Here is a 26,602-nt window from a genome sequence, read left to right on the forward strand (position 1 = left end):
CCCGAGGCAGTGTCGGAGGTCCTTCGTAGGTTGTCTGCATGGACACCTCGACCACCCTGATGCTGCATCACGCGGCCCGGGTGCAGGCGCGTGCGGAGTACGCGACGTGGTCGATGATCCTGGCCGCACACACGCTCGGCACCGACGAGGTCGATGCACAGGACGCGCCGCCGATCGGCAAGGAACTCGGCCGCCGCGAGGTCACCCTCGAGATCGCCCAAGCCCTCCACGTCACCGAGAACCGCGTGTGGGCCATCGTCAACGACGCCCGCACCGTGCGCGATCGAGCGACCCGGGTCTGGATCGCCTTCCATGACGGCTCCCTCGATGCCGCACGCGTCTCCCAGATCGCCGCGACCATCGACCGGTTGACCGCGACCGCCTCGGTCGAGGCACTCGACGCCAGTGTGGTCTCCTACGCCACCACCCACACGGTGGGAGAGCTGCGCAGCTGGCTGAATCGCATGCGCGCCCGGCTCGAGCCGGCCGAGGTCCAGGCCGAGGCCGACCGGGCGGTCGAGACACGCCGGGTCGACATCACCCACAACGGCGACGGCACGTCCTGGTTGTCCGCGCTGCTCCCCACGCCTGTCGCGATCGCGGTCGGTGAACGTCTGCGTCGCGCTGCCAAGGCGTTGCCGAAGTACGACCCCGACACGGGCGACCGCGACCGCCGCACTCGCGACCAGAAGCAGGCCGACCTCGTCGGGCACTGGCTCACGTCGTGCACCGGCACCGAGACGCAGATCCACGCCGAGATCGCCATCGCGATCGATGCCGCCGACCTGATCGGCCTCACCGACGGCCCCGGGAACACCCGCGACGGCGAGCATCCGGTCCCGCCCGAGTGGGTCCGTGAACTGGCCGCCTCTGACACGACCCTCTTCCGCCGCCTCGTGCTCGACCCCGTGGGCAACGTCCTCGACACCACGGCGCTGGGGTATCAACCACCCGGCGCGCTCCGGGCCGCGCTGCACTGGCGTGACGGCACCTGCCGCGTCGCGGGATGCCGGGCACCGGCATCAGAGACCGACCTCGACCACGAGCTCGCCTACGACCGAGGGGGCGGCACGACCGCGGCGAACCTGCGTTGCCTCTGCCGCAAACACCACAACATGAAGTCGCACGGACGACTGCCCGAGAAGTACATCGCACCGCCGATCGAGCATCGCGAACGATGGCACCTGCCCTCGCCCCTGGTGATCGAGGTCGACCTGTGCGCCGGCTAGTCGAGCCGGTTCGTCTCGTCCCCGTCGTTGACCCGAACGGTGAACCCGTCCTCCTCCAGGCGGCTCTTCGCCTCCAAGGCCATACGGCGACCCACCTCGCTGACCTCGCCGACCCGCGAGATCTCCAGGACGACCGTCCCCGTCTCGGGTGGCTCGGCCAGCAGGCGCCGGAAGAGCGACTCGGCGCTCGAGAAGAGCAGATCGCCGGTCAGCACGTACACGGTCTCGTCATCGTCGACCCTGACCTCCGCCAGTGCCGATCGCGACGGCCGGCCGGGGTTCATCAGATGCATGCCCATGTCGCTCGAGAGCTTGCGCATCATCTGCACACCCACGGTGCTGGTGCCGTGGTCGTTCAGGCCGGGCGAGAAGACAGCCACACCGACCTGTCCGGGCAGCACCCCGATGATCCCGCCGGACACGCCGCTCTTGGCCGGGATGCCGACCGAGGCCAGCCAGTCGCCCGCGTCGTCGTACATGCCGCACGTCGCCATGACGCTGAGCACCTGGATGGCGGTCTGCTCGGCCATCAGCCGCTCACCGGAGTCGGGGTGCACTCCCCCGTTCGCCAGCACGGACGCCATCGTCGACAGGTCGCGGACGTCCACCGAGAGCGCACACTGGCGCAGGTAGTGGTCGACCGCCTCCACCGGGTCGTCGATGATCTCGTAGGCGGCCAGCAGGTGCGCCAGGGCGAGGTTGCGATGCGCGTCGTCCATCTCGGACTCGAACACCGCCTCGTCCATCTCCAGCTCGCGGCCGGCCAGTTTCGAGGCGAACTCGGCGAACGTCTCGAACGAGCCGATGAGCCCGGCGGTGGCGATCGCGCCGGCGTTGATCATCGGGTTGTGCGGACGCCCGGTCTTGGAATCCAGCGAGATCTCGTTGAACGCCTCACCCGAGGGCTCCACGTCGATCTTGTCGTGCACGGCCTCCCAGCCCAGCCGCTCGATCGCCAGGGCGTACGCGAACGGCTTCGACATCGACTGGATGGTGAAGCGCTGCTCCACATCGCCGGCCGCGTGGTGGGAGTCGTCGATCGTCGTGATCGCGATGGCCGCCGGTTCGGAGTCGTCCTGGGCGCAGTCGCGCAGGACCGCGTCGAGATACTCCGGAACCGGCGACCGCATCAGCGGCGCTCGCGCTTCTTGCGGGGGCGCTGGGTCAGGTGGATCGGGCTGCCCACGAAGCCGAACTCCTCGCGCAGGCGGCGCTCGATGAATCGCAGGTAGCCCGCCTCGAGCTTGCCCGAGGTGAACAGCACGAAGGTCGGCGGCGCGGTGGAGGCCTGCGTGCCGAACAGGATCTTCGGCTGCTTGCCGCCACGCACGGGGTGCGGGTGCTCGGCCACGAGGCGGCCGAGGAACGAGTTGAGCGCGCCGGTCGACACGCGGGTCTCCCAGCCCTCGAGGGCGGCGTCGAGCGCCTTCACGAGGCGGTCGATGTGCCAGCCCGTGCGGGCCGCCACGTTGATGCGCGGCGCCCACGGGATCTGGACGAGGTCGCGCTCGATCTCGCGCTCGAGGTAGAAGCGGCGCTCGTCGTCGACGAGGTCCCACTTGTTGAAGGCCAGCACGACGGCGCGGCCGGTCTCCTCGATCGAGTTGATGATCCGCAGGTCCTGCTCGCTGATGGACTCGCTGGCGTCGATCACCATGACGCAGACCTCGGCGCGCTCGATCGCGGCGGAGGTGCGCAGGCTGGCGTAGTACTCGTGACCGGTCGCGGTCTTCACGCGCTTGCGGATGCCGGCGGTGTCGATGAAGGTCCACACGCGGCCACCGAGCTCGACCAGCTCGTCGACGGGGTCGACGGTCGTGCCCGAGACGTTGTCGACGACGACGCGGTCCTCACCGGCGAACTTGTTTAGCAGGCTGGACTTGCCCACGTTCGGCTTGCCGACGATCGCGACCCGGCGCGGGCCGCGGGGGGCGTCGAAGTCCTCCTTCGGGGCCTCGGGCAGCGCGTCGAGGATCGCGTCGAGCATGTCGCCGCTGCCACGGCCGTGCAGCGCCGAGACGGCGTACGGCTCGCCGAGTCCGAGGTTCCACAGCGAGGCTGCCTCGAGCTCGCCCTTCTGGTCGTCGACCTTGTTGGCGGCCAGCACGACCGGCTTGCCGGAGGCGCGCAGCAGCTTCACGACCTTGTCGTCGATGTCGGTGGCGCCGACCGTGGCGTCGACCACGAACAAGATGGCGTCGGCGACGGCGATGGCGACCTCGGCCTGGGCGGCGATGCGCTCGGCCATGCCCTTGGCGTCGGGATCCCAGCCGCCGGTGTCGACGACCGTGAAGGAACGGCCGTTCCAGATCGCGTCGTAGGGGACGCGGTCGCGGGTCACGCCGGGAACGTCCTCCACGACGGCTTCGCGGCGACCGATGATGCGGTTGACGAGAGTCGACTTACCGACATTGGGACGGCCGATGACGGCGAGAACAGGCTGGGTGGACACCACCCCAGCCTATCGGGGCGGTGTGAACGTCGTGGAGGCGAACTGGGCCGAGTACAACCGTTGGTACGCGCCCTCGGCCGCGATGAGCTCGTCGTGGGTCCCCTGCTCGACGATCCGGCCCTGTTCCATGACCACGATCAGGTCCGCGTCGCGGATGGTCGAGAGCCGGTGCGCCACCACGAAACTGGTGCGACCGGAGCGAAGATCGTTCATCGCCGCCTGCACCAGCGCCTCGGTGCGGGTGTCCACCGAGCTGGTCGCCTCGTCCAGCACGAGGATCGCCGGATCGGCCAGGAACGCGCGGGCGATCGTCAGCAACTGCCGCTGACCGGCGCTCACTCCCCCGCCGTCGTCGGTGATCACCGTGTCGTAGCCGTCGGGCAGGGTGCGCACGAAGTGGTCGACCGAGGCGGCCTTCGCGGCGGCCAGGATCTGCTCCTCCGTGGGGTCGTCGGCGCCGTAGGCGATGTTCTCGCGGATCGTCCCCGAGAAGAGCCACGTGTCCTGCAGCACGACCCCGAAGTCGTCACGCAGCTCGCGGCGGCTCATCTCGGCGATGTCGACACCGTCGAGGGTGATGCGCCCGGCGTCGACGTCGTAGAAGCGCAGCACGAGGTTGGTCAGCGTCGTCTTGCCCGCGCCCGTGGGACCCACGATCGCGACCGTCTGGCCCGGCTCGGCGACCAACGACAGGTCCTCGATCAGCGGCTCGTCGCTGTACGAGAAGTCGACGTGGTCGAACACGACGCGGCCGCGCAGCGGATCGGGCGCCGGGGCGTCCTCGCGGTCGGGGCGCTCGCGCTCCTCGTCGAGGAAGGCGAAGACGCGCTCGGCCGAGGCCATCCCCGACTGCAGCAGGTTCACCATCGCGGCGACCTGCGTCAGGGGTTGGGTGAACTGGCGCGAGTACTGGATGAACGCCTGCACCGAGCCCAGCGACAACGATCCGGAGGCGACGCGCAGACCTCCCACGACGGCGACCAGCACGTAGTTGAGGTTGGAGACGAACATCATCAGGGGCTGGATGACGCCGGAGATGAACTGCGCGCGGAACGCGGCCCCGAACAACGCATCGTTGGTGGTGGCGAACTCCTCCTCGGCGGCCTGCTGGCGCCCGAAGACCTTGACGACCTCGTGACCGGTGAACGACTCCTCGACGATCGCGTTGAGCCGTCCGGTCTGCGTCCACTGGGCCACGAACTGCGGCTGCGAGCGCTTCATCACCGCACCGGTGATGACAAGCGCGACCGGGATCGTCACCAGCGCGATGATCGTCAGCAGCGGCGAGATCCAGAACATCATCGCCAGGGTGCCGATGACCATGAGGATGCTCGTGATCATCTGGCTCAGCGTCTGCTGCAGCGACTGGGCCAGGTTGTCGAGGTCGTTCGTGGTCCGCGACATGATCTCGCCGCGCTCCTGGCCGTCCAGGTGCGCCAGCGGCAGGTGATTCAACTGGTCCTCGACGTCGTTGCGCAGGTCGGCGACCATGCGTTGAACGACCGTGGTGGCCAGGACGCCCTGCAGCCACATGAACAGCGACGACACCAGGTAGATCACGGCGACGATCGCCAGGACCGTGCCCAGCTCGCGCATGTCGATGCCCTCGCCCGGGCGCAGGTCCAGCGCTCCGACGAGCTCGGCCAGCTGGTCCTGCCCGTCGGCACGCAGGGACGCGACCGCCTCGGCCTTCGTCATGCCCTCGGGGAACCGGCTCGAGATGAAACCGTCGAAGATGATGTCCGTCGCGTGACCGAGCACCTTGGGCCCGATGACCGAGAGCGTCACACCGATCAGTCCGAAGAGGCCCAGCGAGAGCACCATCGTGCGATCGAGCAACAGTCGGCGGAAGACCCGGCCGGACGTCGCACGGAAGTTGTTCGCCTTCGCCGGCTTCTGCGGCGACCCGTGCCAGCTCATCGGGCCTCCTCCTGCGAGAGCTGCGACAGGACGATCTCGCGGTAGACCTCACAGTCGTCCATGAGCTCGTCGTGCGTGCCCGTGCCGACGACGCGACCCTCGTCGAGGACCACGATGCGCTCGGCCTGACGGATCGTGCTGATCCGCTGGGCGACGATCAGCACGGCCGCGTCGGCCGTCACCGGCTTGAGCGCGGAGCGGAGGGCGGCGTCCGTGGCGTAGTCCAAGGCCGAGAACGAATCGTCGAACAGGTAGATCCGCGGTCGCTTCACCACGGCCCGGGCGATCGCGAGGCGCTGACGCTGGCCGCCGGAGAAGTTCGAGCCGCCCTGGGACACCGACGACTCCAGGCCGTCGGGCATCGCGCGCACGAAGTCCTCGGCCTGGGCGATCCGCAGCGCGTCCCACAGCTCGTCGTCGGTGGCGTCGGCGCGACCGAACCGCAGGTTGTCCGCGATGGTGCCGCTGAACAGCAGCGCCTTCTGCGGCACGAGTCCGACCGCCCGCCACACGTCGGCGGGTCGCACGTCGCGGATGTCGAGGCCGTCGATCAGGACCCGTCCGGCCGTGACGTCGAACAGCCGCGCGACGAGGCCCAGCACGGTCGTCTTGCCGCTGCCGGTCGACCCGACGATCGCGGTGGTCTGGCCCGGGCGGGCGATGAAGGACACGTCCTCGACCACGGCGTGCTCGGCGCCCGGGTAGGCGAACGCCGCACCCTCGACGTCGACGCGCCCACCGACGAGGTCGACGCTCGGGACCTCGGGATCGAGGTCGATCGCGGGCTCGGTGCTCAGGACCTCGGTGATGCGCTCGGCCGAGACCTCCGAGCGCGGCCACAGCATGAACATGAAGGTCGCCATCATGACGGCCATCAGGGTCTGGATCAGGTACTGCTGGAACGCCGTCAGCTGACCGATCTGCAGGTCCCCCGCGCCCACCCGCGAGCCGCCCCACCACAGCACCAGGACGACCGAGAGATTCATGATTCCCATCAGCAGAGGAAAGAACGAGGACATGAGCCGACCGGCGCCGACGGCGACCTGGCGGTTCAGCTCGTTGGCCTCGGCGAAGCGGGCGGCCTCCTGGTCCTCACGCACGAACGCGCGCACGACACGGACACCGGTGATCTGCTCGCGCATGATCTGGTTCAGGGTGTCGATCCGGACCTGCATCAGCCGGAAGAGCGGCCGCATCCGGGCGATGATCAGGCCCAACGAGATCGCCAGCACCGGCAGCACGATGAGGAAGACGCCCGACAGCGGCACGTCCTCGCGCAACGCCAGCACCAGCCCGCCGATCCCCGTGATCGGCGCGGCGACCATCATCGTCAGGCCCATGAAGAGCAGCAGTTGGACCTGCTGGACGTCGTTGGTGTTCCGGGTGATGAGTGTCGGCGGCCCGAACGAGGCGACCTCGCGGCTGCCGAACGACTGCACCTTGCCGAAGACCTCGCGGCGCAGGTCCCGGCCGACCGCCATCGCCACCCGCGAACCGACGAAGACGGCCACCACGTTGCACACGACCTGCAGCACCGTCACGCCCAGCATCAGGCCACCGACCTGCCAGATGTGGCCGACGTCGCCCTGGGCCACGCCCTCGTCGATGATGTCGGCGTTCAGCCCTGGCAGGTAGAGCGTGGCGACGGTCTGGATCAACTGGAAGAGGCAGACCACCAGGATCGACACCCGGTAGGGGCGCAGGTGGTGGCGCAGGAGCGCGATCAGCACGTGGTCACACTACGAGGCTCAACAACATGACGAACGCCAGTCCCGACACCGAGAGCACCGTCTCCATGAGAGACCACGTCTTGATCGTCTGGCCGACGGTCATGCCGAAGTACTCCTTGACCAACCAGAAGCCCGCGTCGTTGACGTGGCTGAAGAAGACCGATCCGGCGCCGATCGCCAGCACCATGAGCGAGGTCTCGGGGGTGCTGAGCCCTTCGGCGAGCGGCACCATGATGCCCGCGGCGGTCACCGTGGCCACGGTGGCCGAGCCGGTGGCGAGCCGGATCAGCACGGCCACGAGCCACGCCACGAGCAGCACCGAGAGATCCGTCCCCTCGACCCACTCCGCGATCACGTCGGCGATGCCGGTGTCGACGAGCGTCTGCTTGAAGCCGCCGCCGGCGCCGACGATGAACACGATGCCCGCGATCGGGCCCAGGGAGTTGGCGACACTGTCGTTGATGCTCTGCCAGCTCATCCGGCCGCCCTTGCCGAAGGTGAACAGGGCGACCAGGACCGAGATCAGCAGGGCGATCAGCGGCGTGCCGATGAAGTCGAGCGTCGCGCGAACGGTGCCCTGGGCGTCGACGATGTCCGCGACGGTCTTGGCCAGCATCAGCACGACGGGCAGCAGGACGGTGGCCAGCGTGATGGCGAACGAGGGACGGTCCTCTGCTTTGCGCGGCTCCTCGGCCTCGAACAGCGTCGGCGTCGGGACGTCGACCCAGCGGGTCGCGAGTTGGGCGAACAGGGGGCCCGCCACGATGATCGTCGGGATCGCCACCAGGACACCCAGTCCGAGGGTCAGGCCGAGGTCGGCCCCCAGCGCGTCCACCGCGATCAGCGGACCCGGGTGCGGGGGCACGAAGCCGTGCATCGCCGACAGGCCGGCCAGCGCGGGGATGCCCAACGCGATCAGCGACTGACCCGATCGGCGCGCGACCAGGAAGATGACCGGCATCAGGAGCACGAGGCCGATCTCGAAGAACATCGGCAGGCCGATGATCGCCCCGATCGCGGCCATCGCCCAGGGCAGCAGCTTCTCGGGCGACTTGCCGATGATCGTGTCGACGACCTGGTCCGCTCCCCCGGAGTCCGCCAACAGCTTGCCGAACATCGCGCCCAGCGCGATCAGCATGCCCACCCCGGCGACGGTCGATCCGACACCGGCACTGAAGCTCTCGACCGTGTCGGTCAGCGACATGCCGGCCGCGGCGCCCACCACGAGGGAGCCGAGCGTCAGGCTCAGGAACGGGTGCAGCTTGGCCACCGTGATCAGCACGACGATGACGGTGATGCCCAGCAGCGCCGCCAGAATCAGTTGGGTCGAGTCACTCATGCAGGTCCTCCTGGCTGCGCAGCCAGACCAGGAACGCCGCAGCGATCCGATCGGGCGTCTCCGTGACGTCGAAGACGACGCCGTTCTCGTCGGCCTCGAGCGGCTCGAGGGTGGCCTCCTGGGACTCCAGCAGCGACACGGGCATGAAGTGGTCGCGCGCCTCCATGCGCGACTGGATCAGCGCGTGGTCGCCGACGAGGTGCAGGAAGACGGTGCGGGGCGCGTGCTGGGTCAACACCTCGCGGTAGACCCGGCGCAGGGCCGAGCAGCTCACCACGCCGCCGGTCGCGTCGTGATCGGCCAGCCACTGGCCGATCAGCTCGAGCCAGGGCCAGCGGTCCTCGTCGGTGAGCGCCTGGCCGGCCGACATCTTCTCGATGTTGGCCTTCGGGTGGTAATCGTCTCCGTCGGCGTACGGGACACCGGCACGGTCGGCGACGGCATGACCGACCACCGATTTCCCGACCCCGGAGATCCCCATCACCACGACCAGGACCGGTTTCATGGCCAGAACCTTACGCCGCAACGCGGCGACCGTCGCGTCAGAGCAGGTCGCGCAGTTCCTTGGGCAACTCGAAGTCGTCGGCGGAGTTGGCGTCGAACCCGAACGCGCCCGCACCGGCGGGCTTGGTCGGTTCGGCCTTGGCCGCGGCGGCGCGCTTGGCGGGGTTGCCCGACACGCGCTTGCCCTTCTTCTTGTTGGCCTGCTTCGGCTGCTTGGCGCCGGCGCGCTTGCCCGCACCCATGCCGGGCATCCCGGGCATGCCACCCATACCGGGCATGCCGGGCATTCCGCCGCCCTTGGCCATGCGCTGCATCATCTTGGCCGCCTCGAAGAAGCGGGTGACCAGCTGGTTGACGTCGCTGACCTGCGTGCCCGAGCCCCGCGCGATGCGGGCGCGGCGGGAGCCGTCGATGATCTTGGGGTTGTCGCGCTCGGCGGGCGTCATCGAACGGATGATCGCCTTGATCTTGTCGATGTCCTTCTCGTCGAAGTTCGCGAGCTGGTCCTTGAACTGACCCATGCCCGGGAGCATCCCGAGCATCTTGGTCATCGAGCCCATCTTCGACAGGGCCTCCATCTGCTGGAGGAAGTCGGCCAGCGTGAACGACCCGCCGGCGACCTTCTCGGCCGCGGCGGCCGCCTGCTCGGCGTCCATGACCTTCTCGGCCTGCTCGATGAGCGTCATGACGTCGCCCATGTCGAGGATGCGCGAGGCCATGCGGTCGGGGTGGAAGACGTCGAACTCGTCGAGCTTCTCGCCCGTGGAGGCGAACATGATCGGGCGGCCGGTGACCGAGCGGACCGAGAGAGCCGCACCGCCGCGGGCGTCGCCGTCGAGCTTCGACAGGACGACGCCGGTGAAGTCGACGCCCTCGAGGAAGGCCTCGGCCGTGCCGACCGCGTCCTGGCCGATCATCGCGTCGATGACGAACAGCACCTCGTCGGGCTGCGTGGCGTCGCGGATGTCCCGGGCCTGCTTCATCAGGTCGGCGTCGATCGCCAGGCGGCCGGCGGTGTCGATGACGACGACGTCGTGCAGCGTGCGCTTGGCCTCGGTGATGGCGTCGCGCGCGACCTGGACCGGGTCGCCGATGCTCTGGGTGCCCGAGGTGGTCTGGACCCCGCCGACGTTGCCGGCCTCGGGCGCGAAGACGGTGACCCCGGCCTGGTCGCCGACGACCTTCAGCTGGGTGACGGCGTTGGGGCGCTGCAGGTCGGCCGCGACCAGCATGGGCGAGTGACCCTGGGCCTTGAGCCAGCGACCCAGCTTGCCCGCGAGGGTCGTCTTGCCCGCGCCCTGGAGGCCCGCCAGCATGATGACGGTCGGCGGGTTCTTGGCGAAGCGGATGCGACGCGTCTCGCCACCGAGGATGCGCACGAGCTCGTCGTTGACGATCTTGATGACCTGCTGCGCCGGGTTGAGCGCCTGGCTCACCTCGGCGCCGCGGGCGCGCTCCTTGACGTTGGAGATGAACTCGCGCACGACCGGCACGGCGACATCGGCGTCGAGCAGAGCGACGCGGATCTCGCGGGCGACCGCGTCGATGTCGGCGTCGGACAGCTTGCCCTTGCCGCGGAGTCCCTTGAATGCCGACTGGAGCCGGTCCTGCAGCGAATCGAACATAGGTCCCCAGAGTAGCCGAGCACTCGTCAGGACAGGGCGTCGCTCACCGCCTGGCGCAACACCTGTGCCGCTTCGTCCGTCAGGGCCCGGTTGTCGTCGTCCGTCGCGTAGAAGACGTCGCGGGCCTCGTCGCCGTAGGTCGACAGGTGCGCCGAGCGGATGTGGTGCCCCAGCGACGCGATCGTGTGACACACCGTCCACACCAGACCCCGGCGATCCAGCGTGCGCACCTGCACCAGGGTGGCGGACTGCTCGGAGGTGTCCAGCACGCTGACGCGCGGCTCGTACTCGTCGCGTTCGAGGCGATAGGCGAGACGCTGCGACAGGTCCATCCGGCCCTCGAGCACGGGCTTCAGCCGTTGGGTGAGCGCCGCCGTGTCGACCTGGGGCCGGGAGACCTCCCACAACGTCGCCGCCACGCTGCCGATCGTGACGCTGCGACAGGACCGGATGTTCAGCCCGGCGACCGTCAGCCCGCCGGCCAGGTCCGCGAGCATGCCGCGGCGATCGGCCGAGACGATGGTGATGAGCGAGCCGTCGTGGTGCGGCTGAGCGGTCACGATGAGCTCGTCGGGGGCCACGGACTGGATCTGCGGGACCGGGACGTGCGCCGGCCAGCCGGCATACTCCACCTCCTCGACAGGCGCCCGCCCGCAGAGCTGGTCGCGGACCTTGCCGACGAGCCCTTCGATCAGGCTCCGGCGCCAGTCGCTCCACGCCCCGGCGCTGGTGGCTCGAGCGTCGCAGGCCGTCAGGGCCGCCAGCAGGTCCAGCGCGCCCTCGTCCGCGATGAACTCGGCGACGTTGGCCGCCGTGACGGGGTCCTCGATGTCGCGCCGGGTCGCGATCGTGGGCAGCAACAGGTGCCGCCGGACCAGCCAGCCGACCGTCCGCGCGTCCTCGTCGTCGAAGCCCCAGCGCCGCGCGATGGCCACGGCCATCGGCTCGCCGACCTCGCTGTGATCGCCCTCGGCTCCCTTGCCGATGTCGTGCAGGAGGCACGCCACCGCCAGCAGGTCCGGACGGGCGACGTCGCGGTTGAGCTCGTCGGCGTTCACGACCGCCTCGAGACTGTGGCGGTCGACGGTGAACCGGTGGATCGGCGACGACGAGCCCCGCAGCCGGATGCCCGCCCACTCGGGACAGAAGGAGTCGATCAAGCCGGCGAAGTCCAGTTGGAGCCACACCGGCACCAGGCGGCGGCCCGTCGTCAGCCACTCCAGCAGCCAGCGGTGGGTCGACGGCGGCATCGGCTCGTCGGGCCACCGGATGTCGCGGGCCAGCCGGTCCAGCGACGCCTGGTTGATCGGCAGGTTGCGCCGCGCCGACGAGGTCGCGACCCGGAACAGCAGCTCGGGATCCTCGGCCGGCTTGGCGTCCGCCGTCAACACGATCTCACCGTCGAGGACGCCCACGCCCGGGACGATCCGCTCGATCACCGGGCCCCGGCTGCCGACCGAGCGGTGCGGGTCGCGGTCGAGCTCGTCGAGGCGGCGCCACGCACGCGCCACCAGGTGGTCGATGCGGCGGCCCAGGTCCCGGACGTGGACGTCGAGGTCCACGGGCGACCGGTCCAGCCGAGCGGCTATGTCCGACACCAGCTCGGGCAGCAGCTTGTCGGAGCGGCGCCCGCCGACCTCGTGCAGCAGGTCGCGGACGTCGAGGAGCTCGTCGGTCAGCTGGGACACCTCGTGGGTGGGCACGTCGACCAGCCAGGTGGCCGCGATCGCCTTCAGCAGCACGGTGTCGCGCAGCCCTCCGCCGGAGTTCTTCAGGTCCGGCACGGCCTCGTAGGCCAGTTGGCCCGAACGCTCGAGCCGGGCATCGCGGTCCTCTCGCACGGCGACCAACCGGCGTCGCGCCTCACGCCGCCAGCCGGCCAGCACCGTGGAGCGCATCGCGACGACCGCGCCGGCGTCCCCGGCCACGCAACGGGCGTCGATGACACCGACCGCCACGCGATGGTCCGTCGAGGCCAGGTGCTCGGCCTCCGTGATCGAGTGGACGGCATGGTCCAGGGGAACCTTCGCCTCCCACAACCGGCTCCACAACTGCGCGGCGCGGGTGTCCACCTCGGCGGGATCGAGCTGGTCGGAATGGATCAGGACCACGTCGACGTCACTGTGCGGCGACAGCCGACCACGCCCGTAACCGCCGACGGCCGCCAGGGCCAGGCCGGTCTCGATGTCACCGGCCACTGCCGCGAACGCGTCGCGCAGCAGCCGGTCCATCTCCTCGGCCCGGCCCCGGCGGGCCAGGTCCAGCGTGGGGCTCAGAGTGCCGCTTCGTCCGTCTCGCCGGTGCGCACGCGCACGACGGAGTCCACCGGCATGACCCAGACCTTGCCGTCGCCGATCTTGCCCGTCTGGGCGGCCGAGACGATCGTCGAGACGACCCCCTCGACGTCGGCGTCGTCGACGACGACCTCCAGGCGGATCTTCGGAACCAGCGAGACGTCGTACTCGGCGCCGCGGTAGACCTCGGTGTGTCCCTTCTGCTGGCCGTAGCCGCTGGCCTCCGTGACGGTCATCCCGGCGACTCCCGAGGCGGCGAGAGCCTCGCGGACCTCTTCCCACTTGTGCGGCTTGATCACTGCGGTGACGAGCTTCATGCGTTCATTCTCCCGTTCTCAGAGGATCGTGCCGGAGGACCCGGCGATGTCGTAGGCGGATTCGCCGTGTTCGGAGAAGTCGATCCCGTTCGTGACCTCGTCCTCGTCCTCGACGCGCCAGCCGATCGTGTGCTTGATCGCCACGGCGATCAGCGTGGTGAAGACGCCGGTCCAGATCACCGCGATGACCACGGCCATCGTCTGGTTGAACAGCGAGTCGAAGCCGCCGCCGTAGAGGAGGCCGTCGATGCCACCGGGAGCCGACGAGGTGGACAGGAAGCCGATCAGGAGCGTGCCGACGAGGCCGCCGACGAGGTGGACGCCCACGACGTCGAGCGAGTCGTCGAGACCCCACCTGAACTTGAGCCCGACGGCCCAGGCGCACAGACCGCCCGAGATCGCACCGATCGCGATGGCGCCGACGATGTTGACCGCACCGGCGGCGGGGGTGATCGCGACCAGGCCCGCGACGATGCCGGAGGCCGCACCGAGCGAGGTGGCCTTGCCGTGCAGCAGCTTCTCGACCAGCAGCCAGGCCAGGATCGCGGCCATCGTGGCGACCGTGGTGTTCATGAAGGTGACACCGGTCTCGGTCATGAACTGAGCCGTCATCTCGGCGTCGGAGGCACCCTCGGCGAAGACGATCGAGCCGACGTTGAAGCCGTACCAGCCGAACCACAGCAGCGCCGCGCCCATCATCGTCAGCGGCAGGTTGTGCGGGCGCATCTGCTCACGCGGCCACCCGATGCGCTTGCCGATGATCAGGGCGAGGATGCCGCCCGCGATGCCGGCGTTGATGTGGACGACGGTGCCGCCGGCGTAGTCCTGCGCCGGGAAGTGCTCGTGGATGAAGCCCCCGCCCCACACCATGTGCGCGATCGGGAAGTACGAGAACGTGACCCACAGCGGCAGGAAGACCAGCCAGGCGGAGAACTTGACGCGGTCGGCGATCGCGCCCGAGATGAGGGCGGCGGTGATGATCGCGAAGGTCATCTGGAACGCGACGGAGATGTAGTCGCCCCACTCGACTCCCTCGAGGCCGAAGAGCTCGAAGGGATTGGCGAAGAAGCCGCCGGCGCTCTGCGTGCCGAACGACATCGACCAGCCCCACAGCACGTACACGAGACCCACGACCGCCGCGGCGGCGTAGGACATCATCATCATGTTGAGCACTGATCGGGCTCGGGTCATGCCGCCGTAGAAGAGGGCGAGCGCGGGCACAGTCATGAGGAGCACCATGGCTGTGGCCATGAGCATCCAGGCGTAGTAACCATCCATGAGCGTCACTGTGGCGGACGTGGATTTCGCGGAACGGCGCCACCGGATTTCGTCTCCGTTTCGTGTTTCGGCGCAGATTTCACGAATGTTTCGTCAACCGGAGACGTCCGTACGGTAGACGCCGCGACAGCTGCGGGAGCTCAGTCGAGGAGGGCGTCGACGAAGTCCTCCGGCTCGAACGGGGCCAGATCGTCGGGGCCCTCCCCCAGGCCGACGAACTTCACCGGGACGCCCAGCTCCCGCTGGACGGCGATGACGATGCCGCCCTTGGCGGTGCCGTCGAGCTTGGTCAGGACGATGCCGGTGACGTCGACGACCTCACTGAACACGCGGGCCTGGGTGAGGCCGTTCTGGCCGGTGGTCGCGTCGATGACCAGCAGCACCTCGGTGACCGGGGCCTGCTTCTCGATGACGCGCTTGACCTTGCCGAGCTCGTCCATCAGGCCGGACTTGGTGTGCAGGCGGCCGGCCGTGTCGACCAGGACGACGTCGACGCCGTCGGAGATGCCCTGCTTGACCGTCTCGAAGCCGACGCTGGCCGGATCGGCGCCCTCGTGGCTGCGGACGACCGGCACGCCGACGCGCCCGCCCCAGGTCTCGAGCTGGTCGGCCGCGGCGGCGCGGAACGTGTCGGCCGCGCCGAGCAGCACGGAGCGGTCCTCGGCCACCAGGACACGCGCGAGGCGACCGACGGTCGTGGTCTTGCCGGTTCCGTTGACGCCGACCACCAGGACGACGCCGGGCTTGTCGTCGTCGCCGGTGACGTGCAGGGTGCGGTCCAGCGAGGGGCCGACGAGGCCGAGCAGCTCCTCGCGGAGCACCGCCTTCGCGCGGGCGGGGTCCTTGGCGCCCTCCGCGGCCAGCCGGGCCCGCAGGTTGGTGACGAGCTCGGTGGTGGGACCGACGCCGACGTCGGCCGCCAGCAGGGTGTCCTCGATCTCCTCCCACTCGTCCTCGGTGAGGTCGCCACCGCCGAGCAGGGTCAGCAGGCCGCGACCCAGGCTGGACTGCGAGCGCGAGAGCCGCGAGCGCAGCCGTGCGAGCCGGCCCTGCGGGGTCTCGGGACGCTCGATGGTGGGCGTGGCCAGCGCGGGCTCGGCGACCGGCTCCTCCTCGAGGACACCGGCCTCGAGCTCCTCGACCTCGTCGAGGTCGACCTCGCGCAGCTCGGGATGCTCGATCTCCCGCTCGGTCAGCTCGTCCATGACGTCCGGCGGAGGCAGCTCCCGGTGCCGGCGCGCGACGAGATAGGCGATGCCGGCGCCGAGGACGACGACGGCCGCGGCGATCAGGACGACAAGCAGGACAAGGCTCTCGTTGGTCACGGGTCCACCCTAGACAGGGACCGCGTGGGTCACGACGGGCCTGTCGGCGGGTCGCACCTCGATCACCGACGCGAACCGCGCCAGCACGCTGGGGCTGTGGCTGATGACGACGAGACTGCGACCCCCCGGACCCGCCAGGGCGAGCACGTCGTCCATCAACGCCGCGGCCGTCGGAGCGTCCAGGTGCTCGGTCGGCTCGTCCAGCACCAGGACCCGGTGGTCGGCCAGCAGCAGCCGCGCCAGGCACAGGCGCTGGCGCTCGCCCCCGGAGAGGCGCCCGCCGTGCTCGCCCACCGGGGTGTCGAGCCCTTGCGGCATGGCGTCGACCGCGGCCAGCAGCCCGGCGGACGCCAGAGCGGCACGCAGCCGGTCGTCGTCCGCGTCGGGGTCCGCGATCCGCAGGTTCTCGCGGACGGACGTGTCGAAGACGGCATCGTCCTGACCGAGGTAGCCCACCCGACGACGCACGTCGGCCGCGAGGATGTCGCGCGTCGGCACCCCGCCCAGCACGATGTCGCCCTGCCAGGTCGGCAGCAGCCGCGCCAGCGCGTAGGCGAGTGTCGACTTGCCGACCCCGCTGGGCCCGGTGACGGCGACGACCTCGCCCTCGCCCACGCGGAACGAGATCGGTGCGGTCACCGGCCCCTCCCAGCCGACGACGACGTCGTCCACGACGAGGTCGTAGGAGTCGGGCAGATCCGCGGGGCGTTCGGGATCCACGACCGGGTTCGACAGCGCGGCCAGTGCCGCCAGCCGCTCCCCCGCGGCCGCGATCTCGGGTCGGAGCCGCTCGGCCTCGGACCAACCGTCCCACGGCTCGACCAGCGCGATGGGCGCCAGGAGGATGACGCCGATGACGACGGGGTCGATCCCGGCCGACCACGCGGCCAGGAGGGCGACGGTCAGGCCGGCGACGGCCAGCACGATCGCCGAGCCCATCCCGGCGACGCTCGCACCGCCGGACTGTGCCGACTGCGCGTCCTGCGTGGCGGCCCGGGCCTTGGCGCGCGCCTCGTCGGCAGCACCGAACGCGACCAGCTCACGGGCTGCGACCGCCGACGCCGCGACCTCGGCCGACAGTCGGCCCTGGGCCTCGGCCCGGCCGCTGCGGCGAGCCCCGACCAGCGGCACGAGGCGGCGCAAGGCGATCGCGCAGACGGCGACGCCGGCGAGGATCACGAGGCCGGAGCGCGCGTCGAGGACGCCCACCACGCCCACGACCACGAGGGTCGCCACGAGGCCGACCCACCACGGCACGCGCAGACGCAGCAGCCGGTCCTGCATCCGGGCGACATCGGCGACGACGCGGCTGACCAGGTCGCCCCGGCGCAGGCCGCCCAGGCCGGCGGGAGCCGCACGGTCCAGAGCGACGTACGTCGTGACGCGCTGCTCGACCGCGTCGGCCAGAGCGACGTCGTGGGTCGCGAGACGCTCGAGGTAACGCAGCACCGAGCGCGAGATGCCGAAGAAGCGCACCGAGACGATCGCGACCATGAGGTACAGGACCGGCGGCTGCTCGGCCGCGCGGACGATGAGCCAGGCCGAGGCCAGCAGCAGACCGACGGCGGCCAGCTGGGCGGCGACTCCCATGGTGACGCCGTACGCCAGGCGCGCCCGGCGGGGATACGTGCGGCTCATGATGCGACCTCCACGACGCGATCGGCGGCGGCGACCGACTCGGGCCGGTGCGTCACCACCAGGACGGTTCCGCCCGAGGCACGCAGCGCCTCGAGCACCTGAGCCTCGTGGTGGGCGTCGAGCCCGGCGGTGGGCTCGTCCAGCAGGACCAGCCACGCTCCACGACGGCGGACCCGCAACAGGGCCCGGGCGACGGCGAGACGGCGCCGCTCCCCCGCCGACAGGTCGGTCGTGCCTTCGCGGACGACCCGATCGAGATCCAGGTCCAGGCCGGCGTCCCGCGTGGCGGCGGCGATCTCGGTGCGATCGGCGCCGGGCTGGCCGAGGGCGACGTTGTCCGCGAGGGTGCCACCGACCAGATGCGGCGTCTGGGGCACCCAGGCGACGGACTCGCGCCACGCGGCCACGTCGAGGTCGGCCAGCGACGTGCCGCCGACGGTGACCTCACCGTCGTCCAGGCGCTCGAAGCCCAGCAGGACGTCCAACAGGGTCGACTTGCCGCCCCCGGAGGGACCGACGACCGCGACGAACTCCCCCGGTGCGACGTGCAGGTCGTCCACGGCCAGCGACACGGCGGTGCGGCCGGGATGCGTCAGGCGGGCTCCCCGCACCGCGATCGGCGCAGGTGCCGTCGGCGGGGCGACGGTGCCGTGGTGGCGGTCGTGGTCGAGCAGGTCCAGCAGCTCGGCGGTCGCGGTGGCGCCCTCCGTGCTGTCGTGGAACATCATCCCGACCCGGCGCACCGGCAGGTACGCCTCCGGCGCCAGCAGCAGCACGAACATCGCGTCACGCAGGCCCAGTCCGCCGTCGACGACGCGCAGCCCCACACTGACGGCCACGAGAGCGACCGAGATCGTCGAGATGAGCTCGAGGACGAGCGAGGACAGGAACGCCAGCCGCAGGGCGCGCATCGTCTCGACGCGATGCCGGTCCCCGACCTCGCGGATCCCCTGCTCCTGGCGACGCCCGAACACCTTGAGCACGACCAGGCCGTCGAGCACGTCGGTGAAGTGCCGGGCGAGGCGCTCCATCGCGGCCCACCGGCGCGTGACCCGGTCCCGGGTCAGGACGCCGACGAGCCACATGAACAGCCCGATCAACGGCAGCGTCACCACGATGATGACGGCCGACAGCAGATCGACCCACGCGATCGACGCGACGACGGCGGCGGGCACGATCGCGGCGAGCCCGAGCTGCGGCAGGAAGCGCCCGACGTACCCGTCGAAGGCGTCCATGCCCGGTCCGAGCAGGGCCACCAGTCGACCGCTCTCGGGACGCGGGCCGACCCGCCGCGGGTCGAGGAGGTCGTCGACCACCTCGGCCCGCAGCTCGGCCTTGACCCGGATGGCAGCGCGCTCGCTGACCACCCCGTGCGCCCAGGCGATCGCCGCACGCAGCCCGAAGGCGGCCGCGATGGCGATCGGGAACAGCAGCACCTCGTCGCCGTCGAAGCGCCGGGCGACGACCTCGGCGACACACCACGAGACGCCGATGACCAGCAGGGCCGTCAGGACGCCGAGGAGCACCGACCACACCAGATGGGTGCGGACGGTGCTCGAACGGCGGACCAGCCGGGGGTCCAGGGGCTTCATGCCGGGATGTGCTGCACGCCGATGCGCTTGCGGAACACCCAGTACGACCAGGACTGGTACATCAGCACGATGGGCACGAAGGCCACGGCCACCCAGGTCATGATCTTCAGCGTGTACGGCGTCGAAGACGCGTTCTCGGTGTTCAGGCTGTACGCGGCGTCCAGGCTCGAGGGCATGACGTCGGGGAACAGCGCGACGAACAGCATCGTGACGACCCCGGCGATCGCGACCGCCGTGCCGATGAAGGCCCAGCCGTCGCGGCCTGCCCGGCTGGCCGCCAGCCCGCCGAGGAACGCGACCGCCGCCACGGCGCCGATCAACCAGACCGCCAGGTCGCCGTCGCGGATGGCCGTCCAGCCGATGAAGAGCACGGCGAGGACCGCTGCGACGGCGCCGACCTTCTGGGCGAACACGTGGGCGCGCTCGCGGATGTCGCCGACCGTCTTGAGTGCGACGAAGACCGCACCGTGGACCAGGAAGACCGTGGTCGTGAGCAGGCCGCCGAGCAGCGCGTACGGGTTCAGCAGGTTGAAGAATCCGCCGACGTACTCGTGCGAGGAGTCGATCGGGACGCCACGGATGATGTTCGCGAAGGCAACGCCCCACAGCAGGGCGGGCAGGAACGAGCCGATGATGATGGCCCAGTCCCAGCGGTCACGCCAGGCCTGGTCGTCGCGCTTGCCGCGGTACTCGAAGGCCACGCCGCGGATGATCAGCGCGACGAGGATGAGGAACAGCGGCAGGTAGAACCCGCTGAACAACGTGGCGTACCACTCGGGGAAGGCGGCGAACAGCGCGCCGCCGCCGACCAGGAGCCAGACCTCGTTGCCGTCCCACAGGGGGCCGATGGTGTTGATGAGGACGCGGCGCTCCTTCTCGTCCTTGGCCAGCAGGCCGACGAGCATGCCGACCCCGAAGTCGAAGCCCTCGAGGACGAAGTAGCCGACGAACAGGACGCCGATCAGGATGAACCAGACGGTGGTGAGTTCCATGTCGTGCTCCTCAGTATGCGAACGCCAGCGGGGCGTCGGAGTCGTCGTCGAGCTGGGGCGGGTTCGCCTCCGGCAGGCCCTTGCCGATGAAGGTCAGCAGCAGCTTGACCTCGACGACGGCCAGGGCGCCGTAGAGCAGCGTGAAGCCGATCATCGAGGTCCAGACCTGGGCGGAGGAGACGGACGGCGAGACGCCCGTCTCGGTGGACATGAGGCCGAAGACGACCCACGGCTGGCGACCCATCTCGGTGAAGATCCAGCCGAAGGAGTTCGCGAACAGCGGCATCAGCGGCAGCACCAGCGCGGTCCAGAGCAGCCAACGGGTCGAGCGCGCAGCGGTGTTCGGGACGCGGCCCTTGCGCAGCACCCACAGGATCCAGGCGCTGGCCGCCATCGCGGCGAAGCCCAGACCCATCATCAGGCGGAAGCTCCAGTACGTGACGGGGATGTTCGGCGCGAAGTCGGTGATGCCGGAGTCGGCGTACTTCGTGGCGTACTCCTCGTTGAGGGAGTTGATGCCGCGCACCTCGCCGTCGAAGCTGCCCGTGGCCAGCTGCGACAGCAGGCCCGGCACCTCGATGCTGAACAGCGGCTTGGTGCCGTCGAGCGTACCGACGGTGAACACCGAGAACGGCGCGTTCGAGTCGGCGTCCTCGTAGAGCGCCTCGGCGGCCGCCATCTTCATGGGCTGGACCTCGGTCATGATCTTGCCCTGGATGTCGCCGGTGAGGACGACGCCGATGCCGGCGATCAGGAGGGTGACCGCACCGAGCTTGGCGGCACTGCGGAACGCCTCGACGTCCTGCTCGGGCCGGCGCAGCAGGTGCCACATGGCGACGGCCGCGACGAAGCCGCCACCGACCATGAAGGCCGCGAACAGGGTGTGCGGCACGGTGATCAGGGCGACCTTGTTGGTCAGCACCGCCATGAAGTCGGTCAGCTCGGCGCGGCCCCGCTCCTCGTTCATCGTGAACCCGACCGGGTTCTGCATGAAGGAGTTGGCGGCCAGGATGAAGTAGGCCGACAGTGCGGTGCCGATCGCGGCGATCCAGATCGTCATGAGGTGCAGGCCGGGCTTGAGCCGGTCCCAGCCGAAGATCCACAGGCCCAGGAACGTCGACTCGAGGAAGAAGGCCAGCAGGCCCTCGATCGCCAGCGGCGCACCGAAGATGTCGCCGACGAAGCGGGAGTAGCTGCTCCAGTTCATGCCGAACTGGAACTCCTGCACGATGCCGGTCACGACGCCCATGGCGAAGTTGATGAGGAAGAGCTTGCCGAAGAAGCGGGTCAGCTTGAGCCACCGCTCGTTGCCGGTCTTCCACCAGACGGTCTGCATGATGGCGACGAGGAACGCCATGCTGATCGTCATCGGGACGAAGAGGAAGTGGTAGACGGTCGTGATGCCGAACTGCCACCGCGCGAGGTCGAGTGCTGTATCCACACTGGTCCCTTCAGATCCATGAGTCACGACGTTGTGACTCCACGGTGATGGTAGGTCGCGCGGGGGTCACGAAACGACCGTTGAGCACTACCGTGAGGGGGTGCACGAGGACGCAGTGGCGTACATCACCGCGGGAGCCGCCTTTGATGTGGCTGACATCACTTTTTTCGCTGATTCACGGCACAGATCGCTGGCCGACGCGGTGGCCGACGCCGAGGTGCTGGTGACCTGTCCGGACGCCACCGCGCCGTGGCCGGCCGAGCTCGAGCCGTGGGTCTCTCCCACCCTGACCCGGCGCCGGCAGGACGACGTCGCCAGCGGTCGTGCTCGGCTCGTCGCTCGCCGCTGGGCGATGATCGACCCGACCGTCATCTACATCGAGAACCCGCACCCGCGCGTCGTCTCGCACCCCGACCCGACCGTCCTGCTCTCCCCCGACCCGGACGTCGTGGCCGAGGTCGCCGCCCGGGGCGCCGACGTCTACCGCGCGACGCGCCTCGAGCTGGTGCGCCGGCTGGTGCTGGCGCGCGGCAACCGCCCGATGCGGACCCTGACGGCTGTGACCCTCCACGACGAGGTGACACCTCCCGACGAGCCCGCGGTGATGACCCTGGGCAATCGCGGCGACCGGGCCGGCAACCCGCGTCCGCTCGACCCGTTCGTCACGATGGATCCCGAGCGGTTGCGCCTGCTGGCCGACTCGCACCGCACGGGCTTCGACGTGCGCAGCCACGACGAGATCGCGCTCAACCGCTCGCCCGGCGAGTGCGACGAGACCCTCGAGACCGCCCGCGAGTTCGATCACGTCGACGCGGTCCGCGCCGACCTCTCGCGCGAGCACCTGACCGATGTCGAGACGATCGAGGAGGTCGCCCGGCGGCTGCGCCGCAGCTGGCTGCACTACCGCACGACCGCGGGCTGACTCAGCCGGCGAGCGGCTCCAGCACCGCGCGGATCTGCGCGGGAACGGGTGTGACCTTGCGGTCCGACCCGGTGACGTACACGTGCACGAACCGGCCGACGGCAGCCGGCTCGGGCTCGTCGCCCTGGAACAGGGCGATCTCGTACACGACGCTGGAGTTGCCCAGCTTGGTGACCTTGAGGCCCGCGACGACGTCGAGCGGGAACTTCAGCTCACGCTGGAACCGGCACGAGGACTCCGCGACGATGCCGTAGGCCGGCAGGGTCCGGATGTCGATCCCGGTCTCGCGGATCAGGTAGCCGTTCACGGCCGTGTCGAAGTACGAGTAGTACTTGACGTTGTTGACGTGGCCGTAGACGTCCTCGTCCTCCCAACGGGTCGAGATCGTGTAGGTGCCGCGATACTCGGCCAGGGTCACGCTGATGCCTCCTCGCGCATGCGCTGACTGATGACGGCCGAGACGCCGTCGCCTCGCATCGAGACGCCGTAGAGCGCGTCGGCCACCTCCATCGTGCGCTTCTGGTGGGTGATGACGATGAGCTGGGAGTTGGTGCGCAACTCCTCGTAGATCTCCAGCAGGCGGCCCAGGTTGGTGTCGTCCAGGGCGGCCTCGACCTCGTCGAGGATGTAGAACGGGCTGGGCCGGGCCTTGAACAGCGCCACGAGGAACGCCACGGCGACCAGCGAGCGCTCACCACCGGACAGCAGCGACAGCCGCTTGACCTTCTTGCCCGGCGGCCGCGCCTCGACGTCGATGCCGGTCGCGAGCATGTCGGACGGATCGGTCAGGATCAGGCGGCCCTCGCCACCGGGGAACAGCCGCGAGAAGACGTCGTCGAACTCGCGCTCGACGTCGGCCCAGGCCTCGGTGAACACGCGCTCGACCTGCGCGTCGACGTCCGAGACGATGCCCAGCAGGTCCTCGCGGGTCTTCCTCAGGTCGTCGAGCTGCTCGGAGAGGAACTGGTGGCGCTCCTCCAGCGCGGAGAACTCCTCGAGCGCCAGCGGGTTGACCTTGCCCAGCATCGCCAGCTCACGCTCGGCGGTCTTGAGGCGCTTGGCCTGCTCGGCGCGGTCGAACGGGATCGACGGGGCCTCGTCGGTGTCGTCGCCACCGATCGGCGGGATCAGCTGGTCGGGTCCGTACTCGGCCACGAGGGTGTCGGGATCGATGCCCAGCTCCTCCAGGGCCCGCTCCTGCAGGCCCTCGAGGCGCAGCCGCAGTTGCGCACGGGCCATCTCGTCCTTGTGCACCGAGTCGGTCAGGCCCTCGAGGTCCGACGACAGGCCACGGACGGTCGAACGGGCCTCCTTGAGGCGCTGCTCGCGGTCGGCCCGCGACTGCTCGATCTCGATGCGGGTGCGGGTGGCCTCGTCGTGCGACTGCTGCAGCCGCTGCATGGTGATCTCGGCGGCACGCAGCACGTCCGTGGCCGTCTCGGCCTCGCGACGACGACGCTCGGCCCGCAGTCGGGCACGCTCCCGCGCCTCGCGCTCGGCCTCGGCGGCCTGCAGCAGGGAGGCGACCTGCGCCGTCAGTGCCTTGGCGCGCTCCTCGGCGGTGCGCAGCGCCAGCCGCGCGTCCATCTCGGCCCGACGGCTGGCCGAGGCGCGCTCGGCCAGCTGCTCGAGCTCGGTCGTGTCGGGCTCCTCGTCGGGCGCCTCCTGTGCGGCGGCGAGGCGCTCCTCCAGCTCGGCGAGACCGGCGACGTCGCGGTCGCGCGCCTCCTCGGCAGCGACGATCGCGGCCTGCAGGCGGTCGGCCTCGGCGGCTGCCGAGCGGCTCGTGGTGCCCAGCTGGGCCAGCTTCTCGGCGACGGCCGACATCGACGCGTCGGACTCGTGCAGGCGCGCCAGCGCGGCGTCGACGCGGTCCTGGGCAGCCTGCGTGGCCGCCTTGGCCTTCTCGGTCTCGAAGCGCAGCGCCTCCAGCTCGCGTCCGGTGCGCTCGATCGTGTCGGTGGCCTCGTCGATCGCGGCCGTGACCTCGATCAGGCTGGGCGTCGACGTGGAGCCGCCCTCGGCGAAGTGCGCCCCGATCCGGTCGCCGGCGGCGGTGACCGCGGTGACGTCGGGCAGGTCGGCCACGAGACGCTTCGCGGCGGCGAGGTCCTCGACGACGGCCACCTTGTGCAGCAACCGACGCATCGAGCCGCGCAGCTCGGCGGGCGCCTCGACGAGCGACTCGGCGTAGACGGCGCCGGCGGGCAGCGCCGGCCAGTCGTCGGTGGAGACGTCGCCCGAGCCCAGCAGCAGGCCGGCCCGGCCCAGGTCCTCCTCGCGCAGCAGGTGCAGAGCGTCGATCGCGGAGTCGACGCGGTCGACCGCCACGGCATCGGCGGCCGAGCCCAGCGCGGCACCGACCGCGGCCTCATGGCCTCCGGTGACGGTGATGAGCGCGGCGAGCGAACCCAGGACGCCGTTGAGCCGGTCGGACGCGGCCAGCAGGGCGCCGGACCCGTCCTTGCGGTTGAGGCCCAGCTCGAGCGCCTCCTTGCGGGCGGTGGCCGTCGCGAGCCGACGCTCCAGCTCGCCCCGGCGGGTGGCGATCTCGGCTTCCTCGGCCTCGGCGCGGGCGAGCACCTCCTCGGCGTCCTCCAGCTCCTCGTCGAGGCCGGACTCGCCGGCGCTCAGGCCCGCGATCGTGCTCTCGAGAGCGCTGAACTCATGCTGGGAGTCGTCGGCGCGCTGGCGGGCCTCGGCCTGGGCGGCCGTCAATCGACCGATCTCCTCGTCGGCCGCGGCGGCGCGGCTCTTGAGACCGTTGACCTGGCCGTGCAGCCGGGCCAAGCCCTCACGACGGTCGGCAGCCGCGCGCAGCAGCCCGGCGATGCGCCGCTCCTCGGTGGAGTACGCCTGCTCGGCCTCGCCACGGGCGGCGACGGCCTCCTTCAGTCCCTCGCCGGACGTCGCGACGTCGGCCTCGAGCTCGACGAGGCGCTCCTGGGCGCGCCGCGCGTCGGCCTCCAGCTCCTCGGGGTCGCGGCCGTCGACCCGGTCGTCGGTGGCGTCGGCAGCGAGCCGGATGCGGTCGCGCGCCAGGTTGGCGGTGCCGTTGAACCGCTCGCGCAGGCTGCCCAGCGCGTAGACGGTGTCACGGGCGCGGGCCAGCAACGGGGCGTCGGCGGCCAGCGCCTGTTCGAGCTCGGTCTCGACCTGACGGGCCTCGGCGAGAGCCTTCTCGACCTCCTCACGGCGGGTGCGCAGGGCGTGCTCGTCGGCCAGCTCGGTCTCGATGGTGGTGCGGGCGGCGACGATGTCATCGGCCAGCAGGCGGGCGCGGGCATCACGGACGGTGGCCTGGATGCCGGCGGCCCGGCGCGCGACCTCAGCCTGGCGACCCAGGGGCTTGAGCTGGCGGCGCAGCTCGGTCAGCACGTCGTTGAGGCGGGTGAGGTTGTCCTGCGTCGCGTCGAGCTTGCGGAGCGCCTTCTCCTTGCGCTTGCGGTGCTTCAGGACGCCGGCGGCCTCCTCGACGAAGCCGCGGCGCTCCTCGGGCGTGGCCCGCAGGACCGAGTCGAGCTGTCCCTGGCCGACGATGACGTGCATCTCGCGGCCGATGCCGGAGTCGCTCAGCAGCTCCTGGACGTCGAGCAGCCGGCAGGTGTTGCCGTTGATGGCGTACTCGGAGCCGCCGCTGCGGAACATCGTGCGGCTGATCGTGACCTCGGAGTACTCGATCGGCAGCGCGCCGTCGGTGTTGTCGATCGTCAGCACGACCTCGGCGCGGCCCAACGGGGCGCGACCGGCGGTGCCGGCGAAGATGACGTCCTCCATCTTGCCGCCGCGCAGGGTCTTGGCGCCCTGCTCGCCCATGACCCAGGACAAGGCGTCGACGACATTGGACTTGCCGGAGCCGTTGGGGCCGACGACCGCGGTGATGCCCGGTTCGAGGGCCAGAGTCGTCGACGAGGCGAACGACTTGAATCCCCGCAGCGTCAGGGTCTTCAGGTACACGACGTCAGCCTAGTGCCTGCGGTGGGGGCCACCGCAGGGGAAACGCC

General features: G+C 70.3%; 19 protein-coding genes. 2 read left to right on the plus strand and 17 right to left on the minus strand.

Annotation, left to right across the window (positions count from 1 at the left end; genetic code table 11):
- Positions 1-38: 38 nt before the first annotated feature.
- Positions 39-1,229: an HNH endonuclease signature motif containing protein gene (locus tag GL325_RS02255; RefSeq protein ID WP_187768467.1), complete on the plus strand. Its 1,191-nt coding sequence runs from the start codon at positions 39-41 to the stop codon at positions 1,227-1,229.
- Here GL325_RS02255 and glsA read toward each other — a convergent pair.
- The 15 genes from glsA to GL325_RS02330 form a co-directional block, all read right to left on the minus strand.
- Positions 1,226-2,359 (minus strand): glutaminase A, encoded by a 1,134-nt coding sequence (gene glsA / locus GL325_RS02260; protein WP_187768468.1) that lies wholly within the window; start codon positions 2,357-2,359, stop codon positions 1,226-1,228. The two genes, GL325_RS02255 and glsA, sit on opposite strands and share 4 nt — an antisense overlap.
- Positions 2,359-3,681 carry a ribosome biogenesis GTPase Der gene (gene der / locus GL325_RS02265; protein ID WP_255467485.1) on the minus strand — a complete coding sequence of 441 codons (1,323 nt, stop codon included), beginning with the start codon at positions 3,679-3,681 and terminating at the stop codon, positions 2,359-2,361. Before der ends, glsA begins: the two co-directional genes overlap by 1 nt.
- 9 nt (positions 3,682-3,690) lie before the next feature.
- Positions 3,691-5,601: an ABC transporter ATP-binding protein gene (locus tag GL325_RS02270; protein ID WP_154595038.1), complete on the minus strand. Its 1,911-nt coding sequence runs from the start codon at positions 5,599-5,601 to the stop codon at positions 3,691-3,693.
- Entirely contained in the window at positions 5,598-7,331 is a 1,734-nt protein-coding gene (locus GL325_RS02275; protein ID WP_187768469.1) for an ABC transporter ATP-binding protein, read from the minus strand. The genes GL325_RS02270 and GL325_RS02275 overlap by 4 nt, the downstream gene beginning before the upstream one ends.
- A gap of 4 nt (positions 7,332-7,335) precedes the next feature.
- Positions 7,336-8,670 (minus strand): GntP family permease, encoded by a 1,335-nt coding sequence (locus GL325_RS02280; protein ID WP_187768470.1) that lies wholly within the window; start codon positions 8,668-8,670, stop codon positions 7,336-7,338.
- The gene (locus GL325_RS02285) at positions 8,663-9,175 is read right to left on the minus strand and encodes a gluconokinase (protein WP_187768471.1); all 513 of its coding nucleotides are present in this window, start codon (positions 9,173-9,175) and stop codon (positions 8,663-8,665) included. Before GL325_RS02285 ends, GL325_RS02280 begins: the two co-directional genes overlap by 8 nt.
- Positions 9,176-9,212: 37 nt before the next feature.
- A complete protein-coding gene (gene ffh, locus GL325_RS02290) occupies positions 9,213-10,799 on the minus strand; it encodes a signal recognition particle protein (protein WP_154595041.1) in 1,587 nt (528 codons plus the stop codon).
- Between the two features lie 26 nt (positions 10,800-10,825).
- Positions 10,826-13,138 carry a [protein-PII] uridylyltransferase gene (locus tag GL325_RS02295; RefSeq protein ID WP_255955699.1) on the minus strand — a complete coding sequence of 771 codons (2,313 nt, stop codon included), beginning with the start codon at positions 13,136-13,138 and terminating at the stop codon, positions 10,826-10,828.
- Complete coding sequence (locus tag GL325_RS02300) at positions 13,072-13,410, minus strand: P-II family nitrogen regulator (protein WP_154595043.1); 339 nt, start codon at positions 13,408-13,410, stop codon at positions 13,072-13,074. Before GL325_RS02300 ends, GL325_RS02295 begins: the two co-directional genes overlap by 67 nt.
- Before the next feature lie 18 nt (positions 13,411-13,428).
- Positions 13,429-14,688 (minus strand): ammonium transporter, encoded by a 1,260-nt coding sequence (locus GL325_RS02305; RefSeq protein ID WP_187768473.1) that lies wholly within the window; start codon positions 14,686-14,688, stop codon positions 13,429-13,431.
- A gap of 140 nt (positions 14,689-14,828) precedes the next feature.
- Entirely contained in the window at positions 14,829-16,013 is a 1,185-nt protein-coding gene (ftsY, locus tag GL325_RS02310) for a signal recognition particle-docking protein FtsY (protein ID WP_187768474.1), read from the minus strand.
- A gap of 9 nt (positions 16,014-16,022) precedes the next feature.
- Positions 16,023-17,651, minus strand: coding sequence for a thiol reductant ABC exporter subunit CydC (cydC, locus tag GL325_RS02315; RefSeq protein WP_187768475.1), 1,629 nt, complete (start codon positions 17,649-17,651; stop codon positions 16,023-16,025).
- Complete coding sequence (gene cydD / locus GL325_RS02320) at positions 17,648-19,243, minus strand: thiol reductant ABC exporter subunit CydD (RefSeq protein ID WP_187768476.1); 1,596 nt, start codon at positions 19,241-19,243, stop codon at positions 17,648-17,650. The genes cydC and cydD overlap by 4 nt, the downstream gene beginning before the upstream one ends.
- Positions 19,240-20,235, minus strand: coding sequence for a cytochrome d ubiquinol oxidase subunit II (gene cydB / locus GL325_RS02325; protein ID WP_154595047.1), 996 nt, complete (start codon positions 20,233-20,235; stop codon positions 19,240-19,242). Before cydB ends, cydD begins: the two co-directional genes overlap by 4 nt.
- Before the next feature lie 10 nt (positions 20,236-20,245).
- The gene (locus GL325_RS02330; protein ID WP_187768477.1) at positions 20,246-21,676 is read right to left on the minus strand and encodes a cytochrome ubiquinol oxidase subunit I; all 1,431 of its coding nucleotides are present in this window, start codon (positions 21,674-21,676) and stop codon (positions 20,246-20,248) included.
- Positions 21,677-21,776: 100 nt separating this feature from the next.
- On the opposite strand from GL325_RS02330, the gene GL325_RS02335 reads away from it, so the two are divergent.
- Entirely contained in the window at positions 21,777-22,598 is an 822-nt protein-coding gene (locus tag GL325_RS02335; RefSeq protein WP_187768478.1) for a hypothetical protein, read from the plus strand.
- Between the two features lies 1 nt (position 22,599).
- Here GL325_RS02335 and GL325_RS02340 read toward each other — a convergent pair whose 3' ends face one another.
- Together GL325_RS02340 and smc are read right to left on the minus strand one after the other, a co-directional pair.
- Positions 22,600-23,016, minus strand: a complete 417-nt coding sequence (locus GL325_RS02340; protein WP_255467484.1) for a thioesterase family protein — start codon at positions 23,014-23,016, stop codon at positions 22,600-22,602.
- On the minus strand, positions 23,013-26,555 hold the full coding sequence (smc, locus tag GL325_RS02345) for a chromosome segregation protein SMC (RefSeq protein WP_187768479.1): 3,543 nt from the start codon (positions 26,553-26,555) through the stop codon (positions 23,013-23,015). The genes GL325_RS02340 and smc overlap by 4 nt, the downstream gene beginning before the upstream one ends.
- Between the last annotated feature and the right edge of the window lie 47 nt (positions 26,556-26,602).

Source organism: Aeromicrobium sp. 636, assembly GCF_024433585.1.
Lineage (GTDB): Bacteria > Actinomycetota > Actinomycetes > Propionibacteriales > Nocardioidaceae > Aeromicrobium > Aeromicrobium senzhongii.